Annotated in this window: 19 protein-coding genes; 2 read left to right on the top strand and 17 right to left on the bottom strand. The window is 55.2% G+C overall.

Going from position 1 to position 24,055, the window contains the following annotated elements; genetic code table 11:
- Nucleotides 1-2: 2 nt before the first annotated feature.
- The 5 genes from ppc to cysM all read right to left on the bottom strand — a co-directional run bounded on the left by ppc (nt 3) and on the right by cysM (nt 8,234).
- The gene (ppc, locus tag RZA33_RS08380; protein ID WP_317507392.1) at nt 3-2,651 is read right to left on the bottom strand and encodes a phosphoenolpyruvate carboxylase; all 2,649 of its coding nucleotides are present in this window, start codon (nt 2,649-2,651) and stop codon (nt 3-5) included.
- 38 nt (nt 2,652-2,689) lie between these two features.
- The gene (mazG, locus tag RZA33_RS08375) at nt 2,690-3,529 is read right to left on the bottom strand and encodes a nucleoside triphosphate pyrophosphohydrolase (RefSeq protein ID WP_317507391.1); all 840 of its coding nucleotides are present in this window, start codon (nt 3,527-3,529) and stop codon (nt 2,690-2,692) included.
- Nucleotides 3,529-5,805 (bottom strand): GTP diphosphokinase, encoded by a 2,277-nt coding sequence (gene relA, locus RZA33_RS08370; RefSeq protein ID WP_317507390.1) that lies wholly within the window; start codon nt 5,803-5,805, stop codon nt 3,529-3,531. Before relA ends, mazG begins: the two co-directional genes overlap by 1 nt.
- A gap of 128 nt (nt 5,806-5,933) precedes the next feature.
- On the bottom strand, nt 5,934-7,334 hold the full coding sequence (gene rlmD / locus RZA33_RS08365) for a 23S rRNA (uracil(1939)-C(5))-methyltransferase RlmD (protein ID WP_317507389.1): 1,401 nt from the start codon (nt 7,332-7,334) through the stop codon (nt 5,934-5,936).
- A 3-nt stretch (nt 7,335-7,337) separates the two neighbouring features.
- A complete protein-coding gene (cysM, locus tag RZA33_RS08360) occupies nt 7,338-8,234 on the bottom strand; it encodes a cysteine synthase CysM (RefSeq protein WP_317507388.1) in 897 nt (298 codons plus the stop codon).
- A 91-nt stretch (nt 8,235-8,325) separates the two neighbouring features.
- Between cysM and RZA33_RS08355 the strand changes: the two genes are divergently transcribed.
- On the top strand, nt 8,326-11,037 hold the full coding sequence (locus tag RZA33_RS08355; protein ID WP_317507387.1) for a response regulator: 2,712 nt from the start codon (nt 8,326-8,328) through the stop codon (nt 11,035-11,037).
- Nucleotides 11,038-11,084: 47 nt separating this feature from the next.
- On the opposite strand, the gene acpS is transcribed toward RZA33_RS08355, so the two are convergent.
- The 12 genes from acpS to rpoE form a co-directional block, all read right to left on the bottom strand.
- Complete coding sequence (gene acpS / locus RZA33_RS08350; protein WP_317507386.1) at nt 11,085-11,462, bottom strand: holo-ACP synthase; 378 nt, start codon at nt 11,460-11,462, stop codon at nt 11,085-11,087.
- A 33-nt stretch (nt 11,463-11,495) separates the two neighbouring features.
- A complete protein-coding gene (pdxJ, locus tag RZA33_RS08345; protein WP_317507385.1) occupies nt 11,496-12,338 on the bottom strand; it encodes a pyridoxine 5'-phosphate synthase in 843 nt (280 codons plus the stop codon).
- A gap of 64 nt (nt 12,339-12,402) precedes the next feature.
- Complete coding sequence (recO, locus tag RZA33_RS08340) at nt 12,403-13,098, bottom strand: DNA repair protein RecO (RefSeq protein ID WP_317507384.1); 696 nt, start codon at nt 13,096-13,098, stop codon at nt 12,403-12,405.
- Nucleotides 13,099-13,106: 8 nt separating this feature from the next.
- Complete coding sequence (gene era / locus RZA33_RS08335; protein WP_317507383.1) at nt 13,107-14,006, bottom strand: GTPase Era; 900 nt, start codon at nt 14,004-14,006, stop codon at nt 13,107-13,109.
- Nucleotides 14,003-14,695 (bottom strand): ribonuclease III, encoded by a 693-nt coding sequence (rnc, locus tag RZA33_RS08330; protein WP_146873780.1) that lies wholly within the window; start codon nt 14,693-14,695, stop codon nt 14,003-14,005. Before rnc ends, era begins: the two co-directional genes overlap by 4 nt.
- Nucleotides 14,696-14,762: 67 nt before the next feature.
- Nucleotides 14,763-15,566: a signal peptidase I gene (lepB, locus tag RZA33_RS08325; protein WP_317507382.1), complete on the bottom strand. Its 804-nt coding sequence runs from the start codon at nt 15,564-15,566 to the stop codon at nt 14,763-14,765.
- Between the two features lie 14 nt (nt 15,567-15,580).
- Nucleotides 15,581-17,398, bottom strand: coding sequence for a translation elongation factor 4 (lepA, locus tag RZA33_RS08320; protein ID WP_317507381.1), 1,818 nt, complete (start codon nt 17,396-17,398; stop codon nt 15,581-15,583).
- Nucleotides 17,399-17,603: 205 nt separating this feature from the next.
- The gene (locus tag RZA33_RS08315) at nt 17,604-19,028 is read right to left on the bottom strand and encodes a DegQ family serine endoprotease (RefSeq protein ID WP_317507380.1); all 1,425 of its coding nucleotides are present in this window, start codon (nt 19,026-19,028) and stop codon (nt 17,604-17,606) included.
- 85 nt (nt 19,029-19,113) lie between these two features.
- Entirely contained in the window at nt 19,114-19,551 is a 438-nt protein-coding gene (locus tag RZA33_RS08310) for a SoxR reducing system RseC family protein (protein WP_317507379.1), read from the bottom strand.
- Between the two features lie 41 nt (nt 19,552-19,592).
- Nucleotides 19,593-20,579, bottom strand: a complete 987-nt coding sequence (locus RZA33_RS08305) for a MucB/RseB C-terminal domain-containing protein (RefSeq protein WP_317507378.1) — start codon at nt 20,577-20,579, stop codon at nt 19,593-19,595.
- A 180-nt stretch (nt 20,580-20,759) separates the two neighbouring features.
- Entirely contained in the window at nt 20,760-21,488 is a 729-nt protein-coding gene (locus RZA33_RS08300; RefSeq protein ID WP_317507377.1) for a sigma-E factor negative regulatory protein, read from the bottom strand.
- Between the two features lie 453 nt (nt 21,489-21,941).
- On the bottom strand, nt 21,942-22,541 hold the full coding sequence (rpoE, locus tag RZA33_RS08295; protein ID WP_317507376.1) for an RNA polymerase sigma factor RpoE: 600 nt from the start codon (nt 22,539-22,541) through the stop codon (nt 21,942-21,944).
- Nucleotides 22,542-22,924: 383 nt separating this feature from the next.
- On the opposite strand from rpoE, the gene RZA33_RS08290 reads away from it, so the two are divergent.
- Nucleotides 22,925-24,001, top strand: a complete 1,077-nt coding sequence (locus tag RZA33_RS08290; protein ID WP_317507375.1) for a 3-deoxy-7-phosphoheptulonate synthase — start codon at nt 22,925-22,927, stop codon at nt 23,999-24,001.
- Nucleotides 24,002-24,055: the final 54 nt, after the last annotated feature.

Raw genomic sequence — 24,055 nt, 5'->3', positions numbered from 1 at the left:
TACTAGCCTGTGTTACGTAGGCCAGCAGCAATCCCCGCCATAGTGACCATCAACGCCCGGGAAAGATCGGCACTGATCGCCCCATCGGCGTCACGGTTACGCTGCAGCAACTCCGCTTGCAAACCGTGAAGCGGGTCAATGTACGGATTACGTACATCAATCGCTTGGCGAATAAGCGGCGTGTTCTCCAGCAGCTTCTCTTGCTGAAGGATATCCAGCACGGCTTCTTCCAAGGACGCGAAGCGCTGGCGTAACTTTTTACCCAGCGCCTTCAGCGATGGCTCATCGACCAAGCGGTGCTCATAGTAGGCCGAAATCGCAACATCGGCTTTGGCCAGCAGCATCTCCAGCATGTCCAGATACGTGCCGAAAAATGGCCACTCATTGCGCATTTCCTGCAGCACATCGCGACCACCAGGCTGCTCTAAACGCCGTGAGAAGGCTTCGCCGCTGCCCAGCCACGCAGGCAGCATCAAGCGAATTTGCGTCCAAGCGAAAATCCAGGGAATGGCACGCAGGGTTTCGACCCCGCCATCCTGGCGCCGCTTGGTGGGGCGTGAGCCCAACGGCAACCGGCCCAGCGCGCCCTCCGGCGTTACCGCCCGGAAATAGGGCACAAAATCAGGGTCTTCACGCACCACACCCACATAGGCGCCATGCGCCACTTTGGCGAGCTGATCCATCTCTTCGCGCCAATGCGGTTCTGGTGCGCGTGGTGGCAATAACGTGGCTTCCAGCACCGCACAGGCATAAATCTCCATGGAGCGCAGGGCAATATCGGGCTGGCCAAACTTGAAGCGAATCATCTCGCCCTGCTCAGTCACTCGCAGGCTGCCGTTTACTGAACCGGGTGGCTGGGAAAGTATCGCCGCGTGAGCCGGGCCGCCGCCACGACCCACGGTGCCACCGCGGCCGTGGAACAGGGTTAAATCAACGCCGTGACGGTGACACACATTCACTAGCGACTCTTGGGCACGGTACTGCGCCCAGGCGGCGGCCAATTGACCGGCGTCTTTGGCTGAATCGGAATAGCCGATCATGACCTCCTGGCGGTCATCAATCAGCGCGCGGTAGCCCGGTATAGCGAGCAGCTGATCTATCACATCCCCGGCATGATCAAGGTCGTTGAGGGTTTCAAACAGCGGCGCGATGGGCAACGTGACTTGACCGCCGACTTCCTTCATCAGTAGCGCCACGGTAAGCACATCCGAAGGCTCAGCGGCCATGGAGATAATATAAGTGCCCAGCGCTTCGTTTTGCTCCTTGGCGATCACTCTGAAAGTATCCAGCACCTCTCGGGACTCGGCAGAGCATTCCCAGCGGCGCGGTATCAGCGGGCGGCGAGAGGCCAGCTCGGCGAGCAGAAATTCCTGGCGCTGGGCTTCGTCCCACTCGCCGTAGTGGCCAAGACCCAATGTACTGGTCAGCTCTTCAATGACCTGGGCATGACGGCTAGCTTCCTGGCGCAGGTCAAGCTTGGTCAGCGTCACGCCAAACACCGCTACGCGGCGCAAGGTATCCAGCAGCGCGCCGTTGGCGATGGTATCCAGGCCTACATCGCACAGCGAACGGTAGCAGGCGAGTAATGGCGCATACAGCTGATCACGAGTCTCGATAATCGGCCCGCCATTATAAACATGCCCTTCCAACTCGGCTTTAGCCCACTCTCGAGTCGACTCCATCTTCGCCAGCAGACGTTTTATCACTTCGCGATACGGCTCGGAGACGTCGCCCGCCTCGGCTTTGAGCGCGCTGTTGGCCTTCCACATGGAGAGCTCGGTTTTTAGCTGCTCAAGGTCGCGTAGATAAAGGTCGGCGGCCATCCAACGGCCGAGCAGTAACACTTCACGGGTCACTCGGGCAGTGACGTTGGGGTTACCGTCGCGGTCGCCGCCCATCCAGGAGGCGTAGCGTATCGGCGCGGCGTCCAGGGGCAGGCGTTCGCCGGCGGTGTCCAGCAGCAGGTTGTCCAAATCTCTATGGAAATCAGGCACCGCCTGCCACAGCGAATTTTCAATTACCGCAAAGCCCCACTTGGCTTCATCGACCGGGGTGGGCCGCTCGTGGCGGATCTCGTCGGTGTGCCACGCCTGACTAATCAGCTCTTCCAGGCGCCCCTGGGCACGGGTGCCGCGTTCTGGGTAATCTTCGGAGCTCTCAATGGCGGTTAAGCATTCATCGATAGCGTCATATTTTTGGATCAAGGTGCGGCGGATAACTTCGGTGGGGTGCGCGGTTAGCACTAGCTCAACGCGCATATTGGCCAGGGTCTCGACCAGTTTGCGCGGTGAGTTGCCTGCCTGCTCGGCACGCGCAAGCAGTTCGCCCAGCACCGGCTGGGAGCCGGGTTTGTAATCTTCGACGCGACGAAAGCGCGCCCGGTAGTGCTGTTCGGCAATATTGGCGAGGTTTAAAAATTGGTTAAACGCTCGGGTAACCGGTAGCAGGTCCTGCTCGGGCAGGTCACGCAGGTACTCAATCAGCTCGCGCTGCTGCAGCGAGTCGCCCTGGCGGCCACGCTTGGCATGGGCACGAATAGTTTCAATTTTATCGACAAATGCTTGGCCCAAATCGTCGGCAATGGTTCGCCCTAGGCTGTCGCCCAGAATACGCACGTTATCGCGCAGAGATTCGTGTAGATCGTGACTCATTGGCATGGCCTCCTTGCAGGGGTCGCATCATTATTAGATCAGGAATAGGTAGATTGTTTTTCTTCTGCTTTGGCTGCCTGCCAGTGGGCTTCCATCTCGTCGAGGGAAGCCTCTATTAATGGCCGCTGGGCAGCGCTAAGCTCGCGCTCGACAAAACGAAAACGGCGCTCGAACTTGGCATTGGTAGCGCGCAGGCACTGTTCAGGGTCGGCATTCAGCGTGCGGGCAAGATTGGTCACCGCAAACAGTAAATCGCCGACTTCTTCCTGAGCGTGCTGTTGATCACCGGCGGCGAGCGCCTCTTCTACTTCCGCCAGCTCTTCACGAATTTTAGCTACTACGCCGCGCGCATCGGGCCAATCAAAGCCTACCCGAGCCGCGCGCTTAGAAAGCTTGGCAGCGCGGCTAAGGGCGGGCAGCGTACGCGGTACATCGTCGAGCACAGAGGGCTGCTCAACGGCTCTCTCGGCACGCTCCTCGGCTTTCAGTGACTCCCAGCGGCTGTTGACCTGCTGAGTTTGTACTTCCTCTGCGCTGACGCCCGGCGGGCGGCGGGAAGCCAGGGTGCCATCCGGAAATACGTGCGGGTGGCGGCGTAGCATTTTAGCGGTCAGCGTATCGACGATATCGGCAAAGTCGAAGCGCTGCTCTTCGGCGCCAAACTGGGCGTAGTAGACCACTTGAAAAAGCAGGTCACCCAGCTCGCCCGGCAACTCGTCAAAGGCGCGTCGCTCAATGGCATCGGCAACCTCGTAGGCCTCTTCCAAGGTGTGGGGCACAATACTGTCCCAATCTTGCTTGATATCCCACGGGCAGCCTTGTTCATGATCACGCAGTACCTGCATTAACGTCAGCAGGTCATTGATACCATGGCGCATCACGCCCCTCCTCCACGGCTATTCTTGTCAGGGTCAGTATCGCGCAGGCGGCGTACCTCAGTCACATTGGGCAACTGCTGAATACGCGAGAACAGCCGACCAAGCGCCTCCAGACCATCGACTTCCAGGGTAATGCGTAGCCGTGCAATCCCTTCGTCGGTATCGGTTAGCGTGTTCACCGCAAGCACATTGACTTTTTCATTACCGAGCAGCCCGGTGACATCGCGCAGCAGACCAGAGCGATCCCAGGCCTGAATCTCAATGGTTACCGGATAGCGGGTCTGGGCACGCTCACCCCACTCCACTTCGATAATGCGCTGGGGTTCGTCCATCCGCAATTGCAGAATATTGCTGCAGTCCTGGCGATGCACCGTGACCCCGCGGCCCTGGGTAATAAAGCCGATAATTGGCTCGCCTGGGACCGGGCGGCAACAGTTGGCCATGCTGGTTTTCAGGTTGCCGACACCCAGCACCGTGATATCGCTTTTGGTGGCTTTGCTGGATTGGCGTTTCGGCTTGGCGAGCAGGCGGTCGAGCTGCTCTTGATCGTCGGTTTCACCAAATAGCTGCTGAGCCTGGTGCAGCACTTGGCCAATGCGTAGGTCACCGGCACCGATGGCGGCGTACATATCATCGGCGTTTTGATAGTTAACGGCATTGGCCAGCTTGGCTAGATCGAGCCCTTCAACGTCCAGGCGACGCATCTCACGATCAAACAGCGCACGCCCTTCTTCCAGGTTCTGATCCCGCGCCTGGTGTTTAAACCACGCCTGAATTTTGGCCCGCGCTCGCGAAGTACGCACATAGCCCAGGCTGGGGTTTAGCCAGTCGCGGCTTGGGCCGCCTTTAGTGGCGGTAAGAATTTCTATCTGCTGGCCGGTTTTAAGCTTGTAGGTGAGCGGTACAATGCGACCGTTGATTTTGGCGCCCCGGCAGCGGTGACCAATTTCTGTATGCACCCGGTAGGCGAAATCAATGGGCGTGGCAATCCGCGGCAGGTCGATCACGTGGCCGTCAGGAGTAAACACGTAGATGCGATCCGGGGCTACATCGCTGGAAAGCCCTTCGCGCAAATCGCCATAGCCACCCACTTCGTCCTGCCACTCCAACACTTGGCGCAGCCAGGCAATCTTCTCTTCGTAGCTACGACTTTTGGCGTTGGTATCGTGGCCTTTGTAACGCCAGTGGGCGCAGACCCCCAGCTCCGCTTCGTCATGCATGGCGAAGGTGCGGATCTGAATTTCAAGCACCTTGTTTTCTGGACCCATGACGGCGGTGTGCAACGACTGGTAGCCGTTCTTTTTGGGGTTAGCGATGTAGTCATCAAACTCATTGGGCACATGGTGCCAACGCGAGTGAATAATCCCCAGCACGGTGTAGCAGTCGGTAACGTCAGGGACCAGGATGCGCACCGCTCGCACGTCATGCACCTGAGAAAAATCGATCCCTTTACGCTTCATTTTGCGCCAGATCGAGTAAATATGTTTGGCGCGGCCATCCACGTCGTAGCGGTGGATGTGCTGGGCTTCCATCAAGCCTTTGATGGTTTCCACCACATCGTTAATATAGCGATCGCGATCAAGCCGCTTTTCCGCCAGCAGCTTGGCAATGGCTTTGTATTCTTCTTCATGTAAGTAACGAAACGAGAGGTCTTCCAGCTCCCACTTGAGCTGGCCAATCCCCAGGCGGTGGGCCAGTGGCGCGTAAATATCAGCGACTTCTCTGGCCACCTGTAAGGATTTCTCACGCGGTGCGTCTTTAACCTGGCGCAGCGCACAGGTCCGTTCGGCAATTTTGATCAACGCCACGCGCACATCGCCGACCATATTGACCAGCATTTTTCGCAGGTTTTCCTGCTGGTTATGTTGGCCCATGCCATGATCCGGTGCCAACGGGTAGCTGATGGCGGCCATTTGCAACACGCCATCAATCAGGTTAGCCACTTCCTCGCCAAAGCGCTTTGTCACAGACTCAAGGCTCAATAGCCCTTCCCGCACCGCGCGGTAGAGAACGGCGGCCTCAAGCGTGGCTTGGTCGAGCTTTAGTTCGCCAAGAATATCGGCCATTTCCAGCCCCATACGAAAGCTAGAACCGGGCGATAGCCATACGCGATGGGTGCGCGGGGCCTCAAGCTCTAGCGTCTCGGCAAGCTCACAGGCGCTGCCTAAACGCTCAGGATCCCATAGGCGCACATCGTCTTGCAGGCGCGTTAACCATTGTTGTATATCCACCTTTCCACTAGCGGTGAGCGGCTGGTCTTCACGCACTTTTACCATGACGTTAACTCATCCATTCAGGGCGACGGTCTGTGTTCGGCCGTCACCGTGGTTTGATGCACAGGGCTAATGAAGCACCTGGACTTAAAACGTCCGTTAGGGAAAGCTCCATCGCGGGAATATCCGTTTTAACCAGCATCAAATTCAAACAACATTAGCGTTTCTAAATGCGCAGTGTGAAGGAACATATCCGCCACGACTACCTGCTTAACGCGGTAACCCGCATGCACAAGATGTGCCGCATCGCGGGCGAGCGTCGCCGGGTCACAAGAAATATAGACCACCTTGGGCACTGGGTGGCGCGCCAACGCCTGACAAATTGCTTCAGCGCCAGTGCGCGGCGGGTCGAGTACGACGGCATCACTAGCGCGATGGTCGGTTAATAACGCATTAACGCTAACCGGGTCGGATAAATCGGCCTGTTGACCACTCACCATGAGGTGATTGCGCTGCGCGTTAGTGGCGATACGCCCAACCATGGTGGGGTTGCCCTCTACCGCGTGCACATCGGCCCCGGCAGCCGCCATCGGCAGGCTGAAATTACCAATGCCAGCAAACAGATCGAGTAGCTTTTGCCCCGGCTTCACCGCCAGCCATTGGATCACTTGGGCGACCATTTGCTGGTTAACCAGCGCGTTAACCTGTAAAAAATCGCCCGGCGAGAAAATTAAGCTCAGCGGCGGATAGCCGTCGAGTGACAATGTCTCTTCAAGCACTGGTGCTGCACCATGCCAGTGCAGCGCAGGCGTTTCACGCCCCAACCAAGTACCTAACGCCACCTGCTGCTGCTCAGCAAAGGCTTGCCAGCGCACGGCATCTTGCGCATGTGCTTTTAGCTGGCGTACCAGCACCACCTGGGTGGTCGCCGTCGCCAGCAGCTCAATATGGCCGACCTGACGCGGCGCGTCTAACGTTTCCAACAACGCGCGCAGCGGCGTTAGCAGCTGCTGCAATGCGTCAACCAGTACCGGACAGCGTTCAACATCCACCAGCCGGTGACTGTGAGCAGCGCGAAAGCCAAGCCGAGTATTGCCCTGGCTATCAACTTTGACCCCCAGACGCGCACGGCGCCGGTAACCCTGGTCGCTGCTATGAATCGAACCAATATCAGTCAGCGTTATTCCCTGGCGGGAAAACAGCTCGCGCACCACCTCGCGCTTATGGGCAAGCTGAGCGGCAACGTTTAAGTGTTGCAAATCACAGCCGCCACAGTGGCCAAAATGCGGGCAAGGTGGCGTGACACGCTGCTCGGATGTGGTCAATAGCGATTTAATATGTGCTTCGTCAAAGCGTTTACGGGTGAGATGGACCGCCACTTCTACTTGTTCACCGGGCAACGCCTGATCCACAAATACGGCTTTACCATTGGCCGCGTGCGCCACACCGCGGCCATCGTGGGCCAAGCGCTCAATCTGCAGCGGTGAGATGTCATCACTGTTAGTAGGCTGCGCCTTGCCGCCCGGCGAGCGGGCGAGCCCTGAGTGACCCGACGCAGGCCGCGCTGGCCGCCGTTTTCCCAACATGGCCATAGATTAAACTCCTGGGGCAAAGAGGCCGGTGGAGAGATAGCGATCACCACGGTCACAGACAATAAATACAATTACCGCATTTTCGGTTTGTTCGGCTATCCGCAACGCGCCTACCAAGCTGCCACCCGAGGACACGCCCGCCAGAATGCCCTCTTCACGCGCCAGCCGGCGCATGTGCTCTTCGGCCTCTTGCTGGCCAATATCAAGAGTGATATCGACACGAGGAGGCTCAAAAATGGCGGGCAGGTACTCTTTTGGCCAGCGGCGGATGCCGGGAATGCTCGCCTCATCGGCGGGCTGCAAACCGACAATCTGAATCGCCGGGTTTTGCTCTTTTAAATAACGCGACACACCCATGATAGTACCGGTAGTGCCCATGGAGCTAATAAAGTGGGTTACCTCGCCGCCGGTTTGCTGCCACACTTCAGGGCCGGTGGTGCGATAATGCGCTAGCGGGTTGTCCGGATTGGCAAACTGATTAAGCGGCTTACCCTCACCTCTGGCAATCATGCCATCGGCAATATCCCGAGCCTGCTCCATACCGCCGGTTTTGCTCACTGAGATCAATTTAGCGCCGTAGGCCGCCATCGCCTGCTTACGCTCTTCTGAGGCGTTTTCCGGCATCACCAATACCATCGTGTAGCCTTTGATCGCTGCGGCCATGGCCAGCGCAATGCCAGTATTGCCGGACGTCGCTTCAATCAGCGTATCGCCTGGGGTAATGTCACCGCGGGCTTCTGCTTCGCTGAGCATGGAAAGCGCCGGGCGATCTTTGACCGATCCAGCGGGGTTATTACCTTCGAGCTTGGCCAGCAAGGTATTGTTGCGCCCTGCGCTGATACGCTTGAGGCGCACTAGCGGCGTATTGCCAACCATATCTTCTAAGGTGGGATATTTCATCGCACGCTCCTTATCGTAACCGTTATGCTGCATTATATCGGTGTCGCCTTTAGCTTGACAGGTAACCTCATTGAATTAGCGAGCTTCTTTCATGTCTTTGAACTCCCGCCTTCTGTTCGCCTTACTCGGTTTACCGCTACTGGTATATGCACTGATGGGTATTCTTCTGGTGGTACTAAGCGATGCGCAAGCACGCGCGGAGTACACAGATCGCTTAGAGAGTGCCGGGCAGCTGCTGGCCCCAAGCCTTGCTGACGCGGTCGCAATGCGAGATTCACAGCGGCTGGAACAGCTGGCGAGCCAGCTTCTCAACCTAAACGACCTACGCACGGTGGCGCTATATGGCGCGCAAGGCAATCGGCTGCTAACGATGGGGTTGTCTAGCGCACCCGCTGACAACCAACTCACTATCGATGAGGAGCCGGGGTGGCTTAACTTAGCGCTAACGCCGCCTGAGGGTAGCGAATCCACTCCGCTCGGCTGGCTAGCAGCGGAAATGGATACCCGCGCGCTCACCCTTAAGCGTTACAAGCTAATTGCGAGCCTAAGCTTGGGTGGCATGCTACTAGGGATGCTCATGTTTTTGGTCGCCTTTGCGATCAGCCGCTATGTTACCCGGCCCATTGAAGAGGCCAACCAAGCCCTTTATCGCTTGTCTCGCGGCGATTATCGACTGCATCTGGAGCCTTCCCAGGCAACCGAGCTCTACCAGCTCTCTTGTCATGTCAACGTCTTGGCTGAACACTTTCAACAGGCCAAGCGAGATATGCAAACGCAAATTGAGCAGGCCACCAGCGAATTACAAGAGTCGATGGACACTATCGAAGAGCAGAATATCAAGCTCGATTTAGCCCATCGCAGTGCACTGCGCGCAAACGCAGTGAAATCTGAATTTCTGGCCAACATGAGCCATGAAATCCGCACCCCACTCAACGGCATTATCGGCTTTTGCCGTCTGCTCGGTCGCTCGGCTCTGGATACGCGTCAGCAAGAATGGCTGCAGCACGTCCGACGCGCCTCCGATAACCTGCTTATGCTGGTTAACGATGTCCTCGACTTTTCTAAGCTTGAGGCTAACCGTCTAACCCTGGAAGAAGCGGATATCGATATCGTCGCCCTGGTCGATGAAGTGCTAGGCCTACACGCACCAGAAGCCCAGCGCAAGCAGCTACACTTGGTGGCCATGGTGTATGACGATGTGCCTACACCGCTGTGCGGCGACCCGTTACGCATCCATCAGGTATTGAATAATTTAATTAGCAATGCGCTCAAATTCACGCATAAAGGCGAAGTGATTGTGCGCGTGATGCTGGATAACTTGGAGGGCCAGCATGTAGTGCTTAACCTTAGCGTTAGTGACACTGGGATTGGCCTAAGCGACACCCAACAGCAGGCGCTATTTAGCGCTTTTTGCCAAGCCGAGCCTAGCCACTCGCGGCAATTTGGCGGCAGCGGCTTGGGGCTGACCATCTGCCGCCAATTAATTGAGCGTATGGGGGGCGAGATCAGCGTTGAGAGCGAGCTTGGTATTGGCTCCACTTTCTCATTTACGCTGCCGTTGCTGGCCCATAAAGCCATCGAACGGCCAGCAGAAATCAATCTGTCCAACGCGGTTGTTCGCTTATATGAAAACCATGCGCCCACTCGCTACTTATTAGAGCATTTTCTGCACCGCTGGGAAGCGCAGCCACTGGCGTTTGACTCCCCTGAACCAGCCCAGTTGCTGATACTGGGATTGGAGCACGACGATTTTAACGCCGAGCGTTACAGCCACTGGCAAACGGTGATTGATCAAACCGCTTGCCCAGTTTTAATTTTAGCCAATGGCAACAATTTTGATCTGCCTGCGTTGCGCTTACCGCATGGCGGCGAGACTCTCTATAAACCCTTTTCCCGGGCGCAGTTAGTGGCATCGTTGAAGCAGCTGCTGCAACCCTCGCTTGATCTGGATAAACCTGTCGGCTCGTTGCCCGCCCTTCCGGTAGTGCCTCAGACGCTCAAGCTGCTGATTGTTGACGACAATCGGCCCAATCGTGAACTGCTCAAAAGCATGCTTGAAAATCCTAACCTGGCTATCACCACGGTGGAAAGCGGCCAACAGGCGCTGGAGTTTGCGCGTAGCCACAACGTTGACATGGTGTTAATGGATATTCGTATGCCGGGAATGGATGGGATACAAACGACTCAAGCGCTGCGCCGGCTCAGTAGCACCTGGGCACGCTGTCCCATTATTGCCGTTACCGCTCACGTACTCAGCAATGAACGCCAACAGTGGCTGGCGGCAGGCCTGGACGACGTGCTGATCAAACCTATTGATGAAGCACAGCTAGATCAATTGCTAAACCGCTTTTTGGGGCTCACTCAGCGACAAAGCGTCAGTACTACACCGCTTTTATCACAAACCCTATTACAAAATGCCCCCAAGCCAAATAGCCATAAAGCCCCCGCCACACTTCCTGTGGTCGACCTTGAGATGGGAGCACGCCTGGCAGGTGGAAAAGAGTACTTGGCCCGCGAGCAACTAAAACGTCTGACTGACAGCCTTGCCGAGAGTGAGCAACATATGCGCGCCGCTTTTGCGCAGCAGAATTTACCTACACTACTCGATTGGGTGCACGGTCTTAACGGCGCTAGCCGTTACTGCGGTGCCCCTGAGCTCGCCCTGCTGGTAGAAACCTTGGAAACCCGCCTGCGCACAGGCGGGTTAAACCGTGCAGAGGCGCTGCTCGAAGAGGTATACCGGGCGATGGCACGACTACGCGCGCATCGCTCGCGGTTACTGAGCGATGAACTCAGCCGCTAAGCAAGACAGAGACAATAGCTAGCAGTACGAACTTATCCGGTTCGCTTCTAGCGCTCAAGCACTACAAATGCCACCGCATAGTCGGCCTCATCACTTAGGGTAACGTGGCTGGCAATAATCCCCGCAGCCTGAATGAGCCGTTCGGCTTCACCACCCAGCTGAAAATACGGCTTGCCTAAGGCATCGTTGAGCACTTGAATGTCACGCCACTGCATACCGTCACGCAGGCCTAGGCCCAGCGCCTTAACAAACGCCTCTTTAGCGGCAAAACGCTTGGCCAGAAAGGCGGCCGGTTGCGACTTGGCTAGCCAGACGGCATGCTCATCAGGGCCTAATATCCGCTGCGCAAAACGCGGGCCATGGCGCGCCACAGCCCGCGTAAAACGATCTACACGGGCAATATCCGAGCCAATGCCCACAATCATCGCCTCAATAACCTCTTAATAGAAAACCTCTGTTTAATGTCCACAGCAGCCATTATGCACATGTTCAGAATGGTCTTCATGATGAGGGTCGTGCTGATGCTCAAGATCATGAGCGTCAAGCGCCGCCATTAAACCGGCTTCTTGGCCTGCGATGATAAGGCGCTTCATCTCCTGAACGGCCTCTTTGAGGCCCACAAACAGCGCACGGGCAATAATGGCATGGCCGATATTGAGTTCATTGATACCGGGCAGCGCAGCGATCGCTTCGACATTGTGGTAATGCAGGCCGTGACCAGCGTTGACCACCAAGCCCAGTGAAACAGCGTGAGTCGCGGCGGCGGTTAGACGCTGATATTCGCCGTTAGCCACTTCGCTGCCAGGCCGCGCTTCGGCGTAAGCACCCGTGTGCAGTTCAATTGTTGGCGCACCGGCGCGCTGAGCAGCATCGATCTGTTCAACGTCAGGATCGATAAACAGCGACACATCGCAACCCACCGCGCTCAACCGCTGGCAGGCTTCGGCGATAGCGTCAAAGCCGCCGACAACATCCAGGCCGCCTTCGGTGGTCAACTCCTGGCGCTTTTCCGGCACTAGGCAGACATGCGCAGGGCGTAACTCTTCAGCCAGCACCAGCATCTCTTCAGTGACCGCCATTTCCAGGTTCATACGTGTATTAAGCACTTCGGCCAGAATGCGGACATCGCGAGGCTGGATATGCCGACGGTCTTCACGCAAGTGAACCGTAATACCATCGGCACCCGCCTCCTCAGCCACTAATGCCGCCTGCACGGGGTCGGGGTAGCGCGTACCTCGGGCTTGGCGAAGTGTCGCAATGTGATCAATATTGACGCCCAACAGGATCCGAGGGGGGTGCATAGTGCCTCCAATGCAGCGATAAGATAAAAGTGTTTCATTAACAAAAAACATGACGCATAAACCATCAAGGACGATGGCGGCGCCGGGCTAAATCGAGCATCAGTTCCCGCGAACGCAAAACGGCAGTGCCAAGATGGGGCGCCAATGCCGCACGCATGACGTTCTTAAGCGCATTGGCAAGCCCTTCATGCTGCCAGTCGCCCTGCTCAATATAGCGCAGCGTTCGCCCATCAAGGCCGCGATCGGCCGGTATAAATGCCCGAGACGCAACGTCAAAGCGGTAACGAACCTGGGGGTCTAACCCGCTGCCGTCAGGTGTCGTAAAACGCGGGGTGGCTTCCAACGCTTCCAGCAGCGACCACTCATAGCGGCGCAGCGACAACGCTCGTTCCGCTGGCACTGACAGCGCTTCCATTAGCGCGGTATAAAACGCGAAAACGTCAGGCGCTGGTAACTCTAACGGCAGTAACCGAGTGGCGATTTCATTGGCATATAGCCCGCAAAGCAGCCCTTCACCTGCGAGCAATGCCGTTTGGCCGCGTGACTCCATCAGGGTAAGCCGCTTTAACTCATGGCTGCCCTGCCAAGTCACAAACAGCGGCGTAAACGGCTGCAGGCGCTGGCGGGATTTTGAGCCGGGCCGCTGACCACCCTGGGCCACCGCGCGCACCCTACCGTGATTGAGCGTTAATAGGTCCACCAGCGCACTGGTTTCACGATAGGGCCGACGATGAAGCAAAAATGCCGGCTCGGGAGCCATTGCCACCCTCAATCGAGGTTGTAACCCAAGCTTTTCAGCGCGCGTTCGTCATCCGACCAGCCGCGCTTCACTTTCACCCATAAGTTGAGCATGACTTTAGTGCCCAGCGCGCGCTCCATGTCCAGGCGCGCTTCGCGGCCGATGCTCTTAATTCGGTCGCCATTTTCACCAATCAGAATGACTTTCTGGCCCTGGCGCTCGACCAAAATCAAAGCGCTGATATGGGTAATGCGCTCAGTCTCACGAAACTCTTCGATTTCCACAGTCATCTGATAAGGCAGCTCATCGCCCAGTTGACGCATGACCTTTTCACGCACCATTTCAGCGGCCATAAAGCGCAGGCTTTTATCGGTCACTTGGTCTTCAGGGAAGAAGTGAACGCTCTCAGGAAGATGTTTGGCCACTTCTTCTTCTAGGGTATCGACCTGAGTACCGTGCTTAGCTGAAATCGGTATGATGGCAGCAAAGTCACGACGCGCCCCCACCTCAGCAAGCCACGGCAGCAAATCACCTTTTTCACCCAGACGGTCGACTTTGTTAACCGCTAGAATCACGGGTGCTTTAACGTGTTCCAGGCGCTTCAAAACGGCTTGATCTTCTTCTGTCCAACGGGTGCGATCAATAATAAACACCACGCAATCGACATCACGCAGCGCTTGGGTAGCCGCCTGATTCATAAAGCGATTGATCGCTTTATTACGATCCTTAGACATGATGTGCATGCCCGGTGTATCCACATAGATGAACTGGGTCTCATCCTCCGTTTTGATGCCCATCACCTGATGACGCGTGGTTTGCGGCCGCCGTGAGGTAATCGATATTTTCTGCCCCAGAATGCGGTTCATGAGGGTCGATTTGCCCACGTTGGGTCGGCCCACAATGGCAACGAATCCGCAAGTTTGGCTCATGATTTTTCTCCAGGGCTTTTTTCGAGGTATGACAATGCTTCTTCTGCTGCTTGTTGTTCAGCATGACGGCGGCTAGGGCCCTTACCAGTGGTATGCTCAACCAATAGGTCAATGTAGCACTCCACGGTAAAGGTCTGGGCATGCGCCTCGCCCTTCACGCAGACAACTTCATACCGCGGCAAAGCGGCTTGGCGCGACTGGAGAAACTCCTGAAGCCGCGTTTTAGGGTCTTTTTGGGTGTCTTGCAAGGAGATATTGCCGAGCCGCTCCGCGTACCAATCCAGCACACGGTCGCGTACCACATCCATTCCGGCATCCAGGTAGATAGCGCCAATAACAGCTTCAACAGCATCTGCCAGAATTGATTCACGCCGGTGTCCGCCGCTTTTCATCTCGCCGGAACCCAGCTTTAGACATTCACCAAATTCCATCTCGCGCGCCAGCTCGGCCAAGGTTTGTCCTTTCACCAACCGTGCGCGCAAGCGTGAAAGTTGACCTTCGCGCGCCTGGGGAAAGCGCTGAAACAACGCTTCGGCAATCACAAAATTGACGATAGAGTCACCCAGAAACTCCAGGCGCTCATTGTTGCGACCACCGAAGCTGCGGTGAGTCATGGCCAATTCCATTAGCATATCATCGCCAAAAGTATGGCCGATTCGTCGGCAAAAAGCGTTCAAGGAATTACTCACAGCTCTCCTACGTCATTGACGTTAACTAAAGTGAAATAACTGACTAGACACAGCGCAGGCAGACGCTTCATTCAATCCGCCGTACGCTGGTAAAACTGGGTAGCCCGCCATTCCAGTGCATCCACACAGCAAAGGCACGACCGACAATGTTCTCTTCCGGCACGAAGCCCCAATAGCGGCTATCGTTGGAATGATCGCGGTTATCGCCCATCATGAAATAGTGGCCTTCTGGCACTTCAACTTCCCGCATTTGCGGGCCGGGATCACGCGGATTGTTATAGATAAAGTGCTCAGCGTCGCCAAGCTGCTCTTCTAATAATAGCTGCTGGGGCGAACCACCAGCTCCTTCTTCGACCAAGTCTTTAGCGACCGCCTCGCCGTTGACATAAAGCTGCTTGCCTTCGTAACGAATACGATCCCCCGGCATCCCAATCACACGCTTAATAAAGTTCACCGATGGCTCTTCCGGAAAACGGAACACCATCACATCGCCGCGCTCAGGGTCGTCTACTTCTATAAAGCGCGTGTTGACTACGGGCAAGCGTAGGCCGTAGGCAAATTTATTGACCAGGATGAAATCACCCACTTCCAGCGTCGGTCGCATTGAACCCGAAGGAATTTGAAAGGGCTCAATAACAAAGCTACGCACCACCAGCACCACCAGCAACACGGGAAAAAACGAGCGTGCGTAGTCGACCGGCCAAGGCTCTTTAAGTAGCTTTTCACTAGTGGCAGCATCCAACTCGCCTTGAGTCTTGGATTCAGCTTCTTCGAAGCGCTGGCGGCGCTTGGGCTTTAAGAACAGCACATCCAGTAGATAAACAACGCCCGAGAGCGCTACAGCAAGAACCAGCAGTAATGAAAAATCCATGGGTGGTGTCTTTCCTAGTCGTTAACCTTGAGCACAGCAAGGAAGGCATCTTGGGGAATTTCTACACGCCCCACTTGTTTCATGCGTTTCTTACCCGCTTTCTGTTTCTCGAGCAGTTTCTTCTTACGGCTGACATCGCCGCCGTAACACTTGGCGGTGACGTTTTTGCGCAGCGCCTTCACGGTCGAGCGTGCGACTACCTGCCCCCCGATGGCGGCTTGAATCGCCACGTCAAACATTTGCCGCGGAATCAGCTCTTTCATTTTTTCCACTAGCAAACGGCCGCGATGATGGGCATGGTCACGGTGAATGATGACCGCTAACGCATCGACCTTGTCGCCATTAATCAGTACATCAAGGCGCACCAACTTGGCTTCTTCAAAGCGTTCAAAGTTGTATTCAAGCGATGCGTAACCCTTGGAGATCGATTTCAGACGGTCAAAGAAGTCCATAACGACTTCCGACATGGGCAGCTCGTAGGCCAGCTGAATTTGATTACCCAAGAACTGCATATCCAGCTGTGTGCCACGGCGCTGCTCGCACTCGGTGATCACGTTACCGACGTACTCCTGAGGAACCAGAATACTGGCGCGCACCACCGGCTCACGCATTTCATCCACGTCGGCCATGTCGGGTAGCTTGGAAGGGTTGGCAACATAGCTGATGTCGCCATTTTTCATGGCTAGCTCATAGACCACCGTTGGCGCCGTGGTGAGCAGGTCGATGTCGTACTCACGCTCTAGCCGCTCCTGGACGATTTCCATGTGCAGGGTGCCCAGAAAGCCCACCCGGAAGCCAAAGCCAAGGGCATCAGAGTTTTCCGGCTCGTAAGCAAGCGAGGCATCGTTGAGTGCAAGCTTTTCAAGCGCATCGCGGAAGTCTTCGTAATCATCTGCACTGACCGGGAACATGCCGGCATAGACCTGCGGTTTTACCTTTAGGAAACCGGGTAGACGCGCAACATCCGGCGTCTTGGTATGGGTAATGGTATCGCCCACCGGTGCCCCGTGAATTTCTTTGATACCGGCAACAATAAAACCGACTTCACCGGCACGCAAAATACCGGTCTGCTTACGCTGCGGGGTAAAGATGCCAACTTCCGTGGTGCCCCAGTCGCGCCCTGTCGATTTAATGCGAATCTTATCGCCTTTTCGCAGCGTGCCGTCAAACAGACGAACCAATGAGACAACGCCGAGATAGTTATCAAACCAGGAGTCGATAATCAGCGCCTGCAACGGCGCCTCTGGGTCCCCCTTGGGCGGCGGAATATCACGCACTAGGCGCTCTAAAAGCGCATCAATGCCTATCCCGCTTTTAGCAGACACCTGGCAAGCATCGGTGGCATCAAGCCCAATAATCTCTTCGATTTCCTGGGCAACCTTGTCGCAATCCGCTTGGGGCAAATCGATTTTATTGAGCACGGGCAGCACTTCAAGCCCCTGCTCAATCGCGGTATAGCAGTTAGCAACCGACTGCGCTTCAACACCCTGCGCGGCATCCACCACCAGCAACGCCCCTTCACAGGCATAGAGCGAACGGGATACTTCGTAGGAGAAATCGACGTGGCCAGGTGTATCGATAAAGTTCAGCTGGTAAACCTGCCCATCGGCAGCGGTGTAATCCAGCGTAACCGACTGCGCTTTGATGGTAATACCCCGCTCGCGCTCGATGTCCATGGAGTCGAGCACTTGCTCTTTAAGCTCGCGTTCGGTTAACCCTTCACAGGTCTGAATCAAACGATCAGAAAGCGTCGATTTACCGTGGTCGATATGCGCGATTATCGAGAAATTGCGTATGTGCTTAAGCTTTCCGTTGGGAACGTCTTGGGACATCGAGTCTGTTCTGCCTTAGTGGTACGCAAGCGGCTACGCTAGCAGGCCGCTTCGAGAGTTCAAAGCTCGAAAACAGCTGCCGTTTTTGCATAAGGGCTATTTTCGACAAAAAGATAGGCCCTATTGTAGCGATATGCGCAGGATAGGAACAGCAGTCAGAACAGTAGTCCGGCGAGAACCGCCGGACTATGTGCAAATAGGTGGGTTAATCTAAGCGTAACGCTACGAACAGCGAACGCCCATCGCGGAACAGGCGCAGCGGAATAGCACGGTCAGTGGGTAATTCTTCGGCAATCGCTACCAGTTCATCTGGAGAGGACACGCTGCGATGATCAATACTGACCAACACATCGCCTGGGCGAATACCGGCCTCTGCCGCCACGCTGCCAGGCTCTACCTGACGAACAACCACGCCACCAGACACATTGAGCTGCTCGCGCATGGCCTCATCAAGCTCTGCCACCCTCACACCGAGACGCACTTGGTTGTCGCTACTGCTTTGATCGGCCTGCTGCTCTGCATCAGGCCAGCTGCCTAACTCGACGGTCTCAGACATCTCTTCACCGTCTCGCATTAAGGTCAGTTCTACCTCAGTGCCTGGCGACACATTACCAATCAGGCGAGGCAGTGAATTCGACCGTTCAACCTCTTCACCATTCACCTCAAGAATGACATCGCCAGCCTGCAAGCCGCCCTGCGCTGCCGGACCTTCGGGGTCAAGGTCAGCGATCAAGGCACCTGCCGCACTTTCCATGCCAAAAGACTCTGCCAGATCTTCAGAAACGGGTTGAATCATTACCCCCAACCAGCCGCGGTTAACTCGGCCGTCGTCACGCAACTGTTCGGCGACTTCCATAGCGACATTAATCGGTATGGCAAAGGAAACGCCCATGAAGCCGCCACTGCGGGTAAAGATTTGTGAGTTGATGCCCACCACTTCACCGTCGAGGTTAAACAGCGGGCCACCGGAATTACCGGGGTTAATCGCTACATCGGTCTGAATAAAAGGTACGTAGGCATCGCGGGGTAAGGTGCGGTTGATCGCGCTCACAATACCCGCCGTTACCGAGTGGTCAAAACCAAAGGGAGAACCAATGGCGGCCACCCATTCACCGACTTGAAGTTCGTCCGAGTCACCCAAGGTGAGCGTCGGCAAGTCACTGGCGTCGATTTTCAACACTGCTACATCGGTTTGGGGGTCACTGCCAATTACCTCCGCGCTTAGTTCGCGGCGATCATTCAGGCGCACGAGTATTTCGTCGGCGTCTTGGACCACATGGGCATTGGTCATCACATAGCCATCTTCGCTGATAACAAACCCAGAGCCTAGCGATTGACGCTCTTCGGTGCGGCCGCGTTCGTTGCCTGGCGGAGCCGGAAAGCTATCGCCAAAGCGGTCTCCAAAAAAATGCCGGAAAATTTCCGGGACGTCCTGACCACCAAACCCTTCTAAACCGGGCATGCTGGGGCGCTGAACCGTTCGGCTGGTAGAAATATTCACCACCCCAGGGGCGGCATCTTCGACCAGCTTGGTGAAATCAGGCAGGTTTTGCGCATTGGCAGCTTGGCCAAAGGTTAGCAACGCCACCACACATACCCAGAGCGTGGAAGGGAGAATCAAGCGTTTCATGCAAGCGCTCCTACTTAAGATGATGGTAATTGAGTTAAGATCATAATAATCGAAGGCAAGCAACTCACGATAAGTTGCATGAACATCAATTGACCAAACGTGGACGAAAGCGTTCCCTCTGCCCACGCAATAAGTACTTGGCGCTTATCACACCAAATACCAAGGCACTAAAGAAGATCAACGGCGCTAGCCAAAAGGCGGCATTCATAAAAGACGCCCATCCAGAGAGCAGCAATGCCATCAACAGCGGCAATGCGTAAACAAAAAAAGCTAGCAGCGTAATGGAGGCACGCGGCAGGCTAACAGTGACATGGCTGCCGAGAGGATAGGCTTGTTGCGACTTGCTGGCGAGCGCTACCGCCACCCGATAACGGCGTTGAGGTGACAACAGCCCTACTCCGCAGCCACGGCCTTGAGCGCACTGCTCGCAACGTTCTTGGGGGCGTATTTCAACAACAAGGCCGTGCTGCGTATAGTCTGCAACCGTTCCCGTGCGTAGCAAAGAAGGGCAGGAAGACGCCATTACCATTTCCAAATGTCTCATTGTGTACTTTGCAGGCGAGCCTATTGCCCACCCGTATCGGCTTGCTCGAACGTAATTGAACGCGCGATCCGCTGAAGTGTCGTAACGGGCATTTCACCAATAGCCACCAATTGCCAACGCCCTTGCTCAGTAGCGTAGTGCTCAACAGCAACGGCAGAGACGCCAAGTTGCTGAATTCCTTCACGCAAAGCGGTTGTTTCTTCTTCACCAAGAGGTTCGACAAAGACACTAACCGTGGCCAGGCCATCGCTATACAGGCGTTGGTGGCCATCATCACCAGCAAAGGTAACCGGCTGGGCGACAAAACCGTCGGGTAGCCAAGTAATATCCCAAGGTGTACTAAGCACACTCTTAGCGGCATCGACTCGTACGCTACCGGTATATTGCTGCGGTGACTGTAGCTGGGTGATTTGAAAGGTTTCAATGACCCGTCCTTGCTTATCATTGAGGACATGCTTAAGTAGCAGGCCGGTATCGCGGTCAACCCACCACTGGTGGGAGAAGCGCCATTCGTCACGGGGCTCAAAGTCGAGTTTCACCGCATCCCGCCCTGCAACACGCTCATTCTCTTCAAGCTCAACCGTATAGTATTGCTCTAAATGCTCGGCCCATCTCGCGGGCGTGGGCAGCTCTCCATTGCTGTTTTCTTGGGTCCAAGCCAACCGCCCCACGGGAGAACGTCGCTCAATGCTAACCGAAGGCCCATCTAGATATTGCACGACTTGTTGTCGGATACCGTCTTGAATACGGTGCGAAAGCGCAAGTGTTCGCACATTGATAGCGTCAATCGCGACAGCCCTTGCTTGAAAGGCATAGCAGTGACTAGCCCACAAACTTCGCTCAAGCCACTGTAGCGCATTACTCGGCTTGTCCTTGTCAGTTCCGGAACACTCATAGCCAGGGTGGCTTTCAGAACTGCTCTCAGCATTTTCAGCATGCGCCTGAGTGAGCATACCTAAGGCCAGTACAAGTACCCCTACGCGCTTAGCTCGCCAGAGAACCATCATTTTGCACACTCCAGTTCAAGGCACTTTCCAGTTCAAGGCACTTCAATTGAAAGAATTGAAAGCATTCGCTGCTTAACTAACCATTTCAATACCGGCCATCTCAACACCGGCCATCGTTATCGGCAAATCATTACCGGAAACACCGGCATTCGATTAGCGTCGACCGATTTACGCTGCTCGTTAACGCTGACCCAATGGCTCAGTGACGGCGGATGAACGCATCAGCGGCATCCAACTATCACCACTGCCGTAAGCAGCGCCCTGGGTATGTTGCTCCAAGTAAGACTGAAGCATGCCTATCTGGTCGACATCGATGCTAGTGCCTTGTTGAGCGGTAACGCCCTGAGAGCTCTGCGCAGAAAAGCCAGACTCGCTAATATTCATTAAGCCACTCTGGGCTGACTGGCCACTAAGCCGGAAAGGGGTCTGCTCAAACATAGGCATCTCAGTGCGTGATGTCACTGCAGGCTGGGAAGCCAAATTAACCGGCTGAACTTGTGCTGCCCCGTTGGCACCAGAAGCCGAGGCTGCAACATCACCACCACTTTGGCTTACCGAAGCGTCATTACCAAAGAACTGCACGCCGGTGATGACCATCAACGAGACAGCGGCAGCGACACTAGCCCCGCGGGCAAACGATATGCCGCCCGTGCGGTTAGCAACATGCTCTGTATTTTGAACAGAGGGAGCAGGTTCATCACGCAATCGAGCCATGACGCCAGCAGACAGGTCGATACTGACGTCGACCCCTCGCTCGCGCTGCATCATGCTGCGCGCAAGATGGTAACGGCGCCACGTGTCAGCAGCGTCGTCGTCTTTAGGCAGTGACTTCAACACTCGGCGTAGCTCAAGCTCGTCACTTTCGCCGTCCATTAACACCGAAAGTGATTCCCGTGTGTTTTGACTCATACTTCACACCCTCACACTGTTTAAAAGAAGTACTGGCGTGCTCGGCGCCGGTTAAGCGAACCGTCACACCGACTACTTCACAGGCCAAGCCCTTGCTGCGCCCCCTAAAGCTGAAGACTCTAAGGCGCAAACGCTAAATTCAAGACGCTTGGCACATTCGACACATCAAACATGCCATGTGGCATGGTCGCTGTGCATTACGTCACGGCACGATTACAAACGCTTCAACCATTCATTTTGAGAGCTATTGACTCTAAACTCATTGGCCCTTGGGTATTAGCTGTTAAAACTACCGCACCGAAAAATTCTTTCAGCGCGTGCTAACCAAGCGAGTTAATCGAAATCGTCAGGATGTATGACGCGTTACCTGCCAGACAGTTCACAAAAAAAGCAAAAGCTTAATTTTTATGGCCGCAATTAACGCTCATCATATTACCTACCACAGTCAGACCACTACTCGTCGCGGCTGTTCCGTGCCGTCGACACGAGGGGACGAATATGCTCATCAACCGCCTCACGAGCGCGGAAAATTCGTGAACGTACCGTACCCACAGGGCACTGCATGACCTGAGCAATATCTTCATAAGCGAGGCCATCCAGTTCACGCAGGGTAATCGCCGTGCGCAGATCATCCGGCAAATTTTCGATTGCCTGATAAACCGCTGCTTCTAGCTGATCTCTGGCAATCGCCGCTTCCGGCGACTCGGAATCTGCCAATCGCCCGCTTTGATCAATGATTTCAGCGTCGGCAATATCCATATCACTTCCCGGCGGGCGCCTTCCCCGCGAGACCAGATAGTTTTTCGCCGTGTTAATCGCGATGCGATACATCCAGGTGTAGAACGCACTTTCTGAGCGAAACTTACCCAAGGCGCGATACGCCTTGATAAATGCCTCCTGGGCGACATCCTGAACTTCAGAGTGGTCATGAACATAACGGCCAATAAGACCAATAATTTTATGCTGGTATTTTTTCACCAGCAGATCAAATGCGCGCGTATCGCCTTTTTGGGCACGCTCAACAAGCTGTTGGTCTGTTTCCCGAGTGCCCATTCACGCGCTCCTCCAGCTCGTACGGCATGCGCCGAACTTCATTCCTATTAGCCCTAACACTTGGGCGTTCACAGCGAGCAGCATAGCGTCCCTTGGGCATTAATTAAAAATAGAGTGAAATAAAAAGGCCAATGTGTCGCCCCAACCTGTTACTACAACATTGTATGACAAAGCTATATTTTATTACGACTTAAGCCCTAGTGTTACGCGTTCTGTGCGGCGCATCAAGCGCTTACCCGCCTTTGACAAAGCCCTGAGGCTGACACTTTTCATGCATCTATAGTTCCAGAACAATTGATTTTTACCTCCTCGGCAAGCGATAGTAGTCATCACTTCAATCGCTCCCTCACTTTTCCAGCCATTACGCAAGCACAGGTAGCAAGATGTCAGAACAGCAGGTTAATAACCTTAACGTCCTCGCTCAAGACGTTCTCACCACGCCAGAAGCCCTTAAAAACGCCGTACCGTTAACCGATACGGCCGAACGGACCGTCATTGAAGGCCGCCAAACCATTCAAAACATTCTGGATGGCAACGACCCGCGGTTACTAGTCGTCGTCGGCCCTTGCTCTATCCACGATGTGGAAGCAGCACTCGACTACGCCCGTCGCCTTCGTCAATTAGCCGATCAAGTCAGCGACAGCCTGTATATTGTGATGCGCGTGTATTTTGAAAAACCACGCACCACCATAGGCTGGAAAGGCCTGATCAACGACCCTCACCTTAACGACTCTTTCGAGATTGATGAAGGCTTGCACATCGCCCGCAAACTGCTGGTCGATTTAGCTGAAATCGGTTTACCGCTAGCCACCGAAGCGCTCGACCCTATTTCTCCCCAATACCTGCAAGACTGCATTAGCTGGTCGGCGATTGGCGCGCGCACCACTGAATCGCAGACTCACCGCGAAATGGCATCCGGCCTCTCCTGCCCGGTCGGCTTTAAGAACGGCACCGATGGCAGCTTGGATGTGGCCATTAACGCCCTACAGTCTGTTGCCAGCCCGCACAATTTCCTGGGTATTAACCAAGCAGGTCAGGTGGCAATTATTCGTACCCGCGGCAATGCCTACGGCCACGTCGTTCTACGCGGCGGCAACGGCAAGCCTAACTACGACAGCGTCAGCGTTGCGCTGGCAGAAAAAGAGCTTGAGAAGGCCAAGCTTTCGGCCAACATTATGATCGACTGCTCTCACGCCAACTCCAATAAAGACGCGGCGCTACAACCGTTGGTGCTGGAAAACGTCACCAACCAAATTTTGGAGGGCAATACCTCCATTATTGGTCTGATGGTTGAATCCAACATTGGCTGGGGCAATCAAAAACTCACCCAAGACTTAAGCCAATTAGAGTACGGTGTTTCCATTACCGATGCTTGTATAGACTGGGATACGACGGTGGAAACGTTTAACCGCATGAACGATAAACTTGCCGCCACGCTGGCCAAGCGCATCGACAAATAACGGCATAGCCGCTATGAAAACGACGATAAACCCCGCCGTAGCGGGGTTTTTTGT

The sequence above is a fragment of the Halovibrio sp. HP20-59 genome, from assembly GCF_033052795.2.
Taxonomy (GTDB): Bacteria; Pseudomonadota; Gammaproteobacteria; order Pseudomonadales; family Halomonadaceae; genus Vreelandella.
The sequence above is the reverse complement of the archived record's forward strand: the minus strand, read 5'-3'. Positions and strand labels throughout refer to the sequence as shown.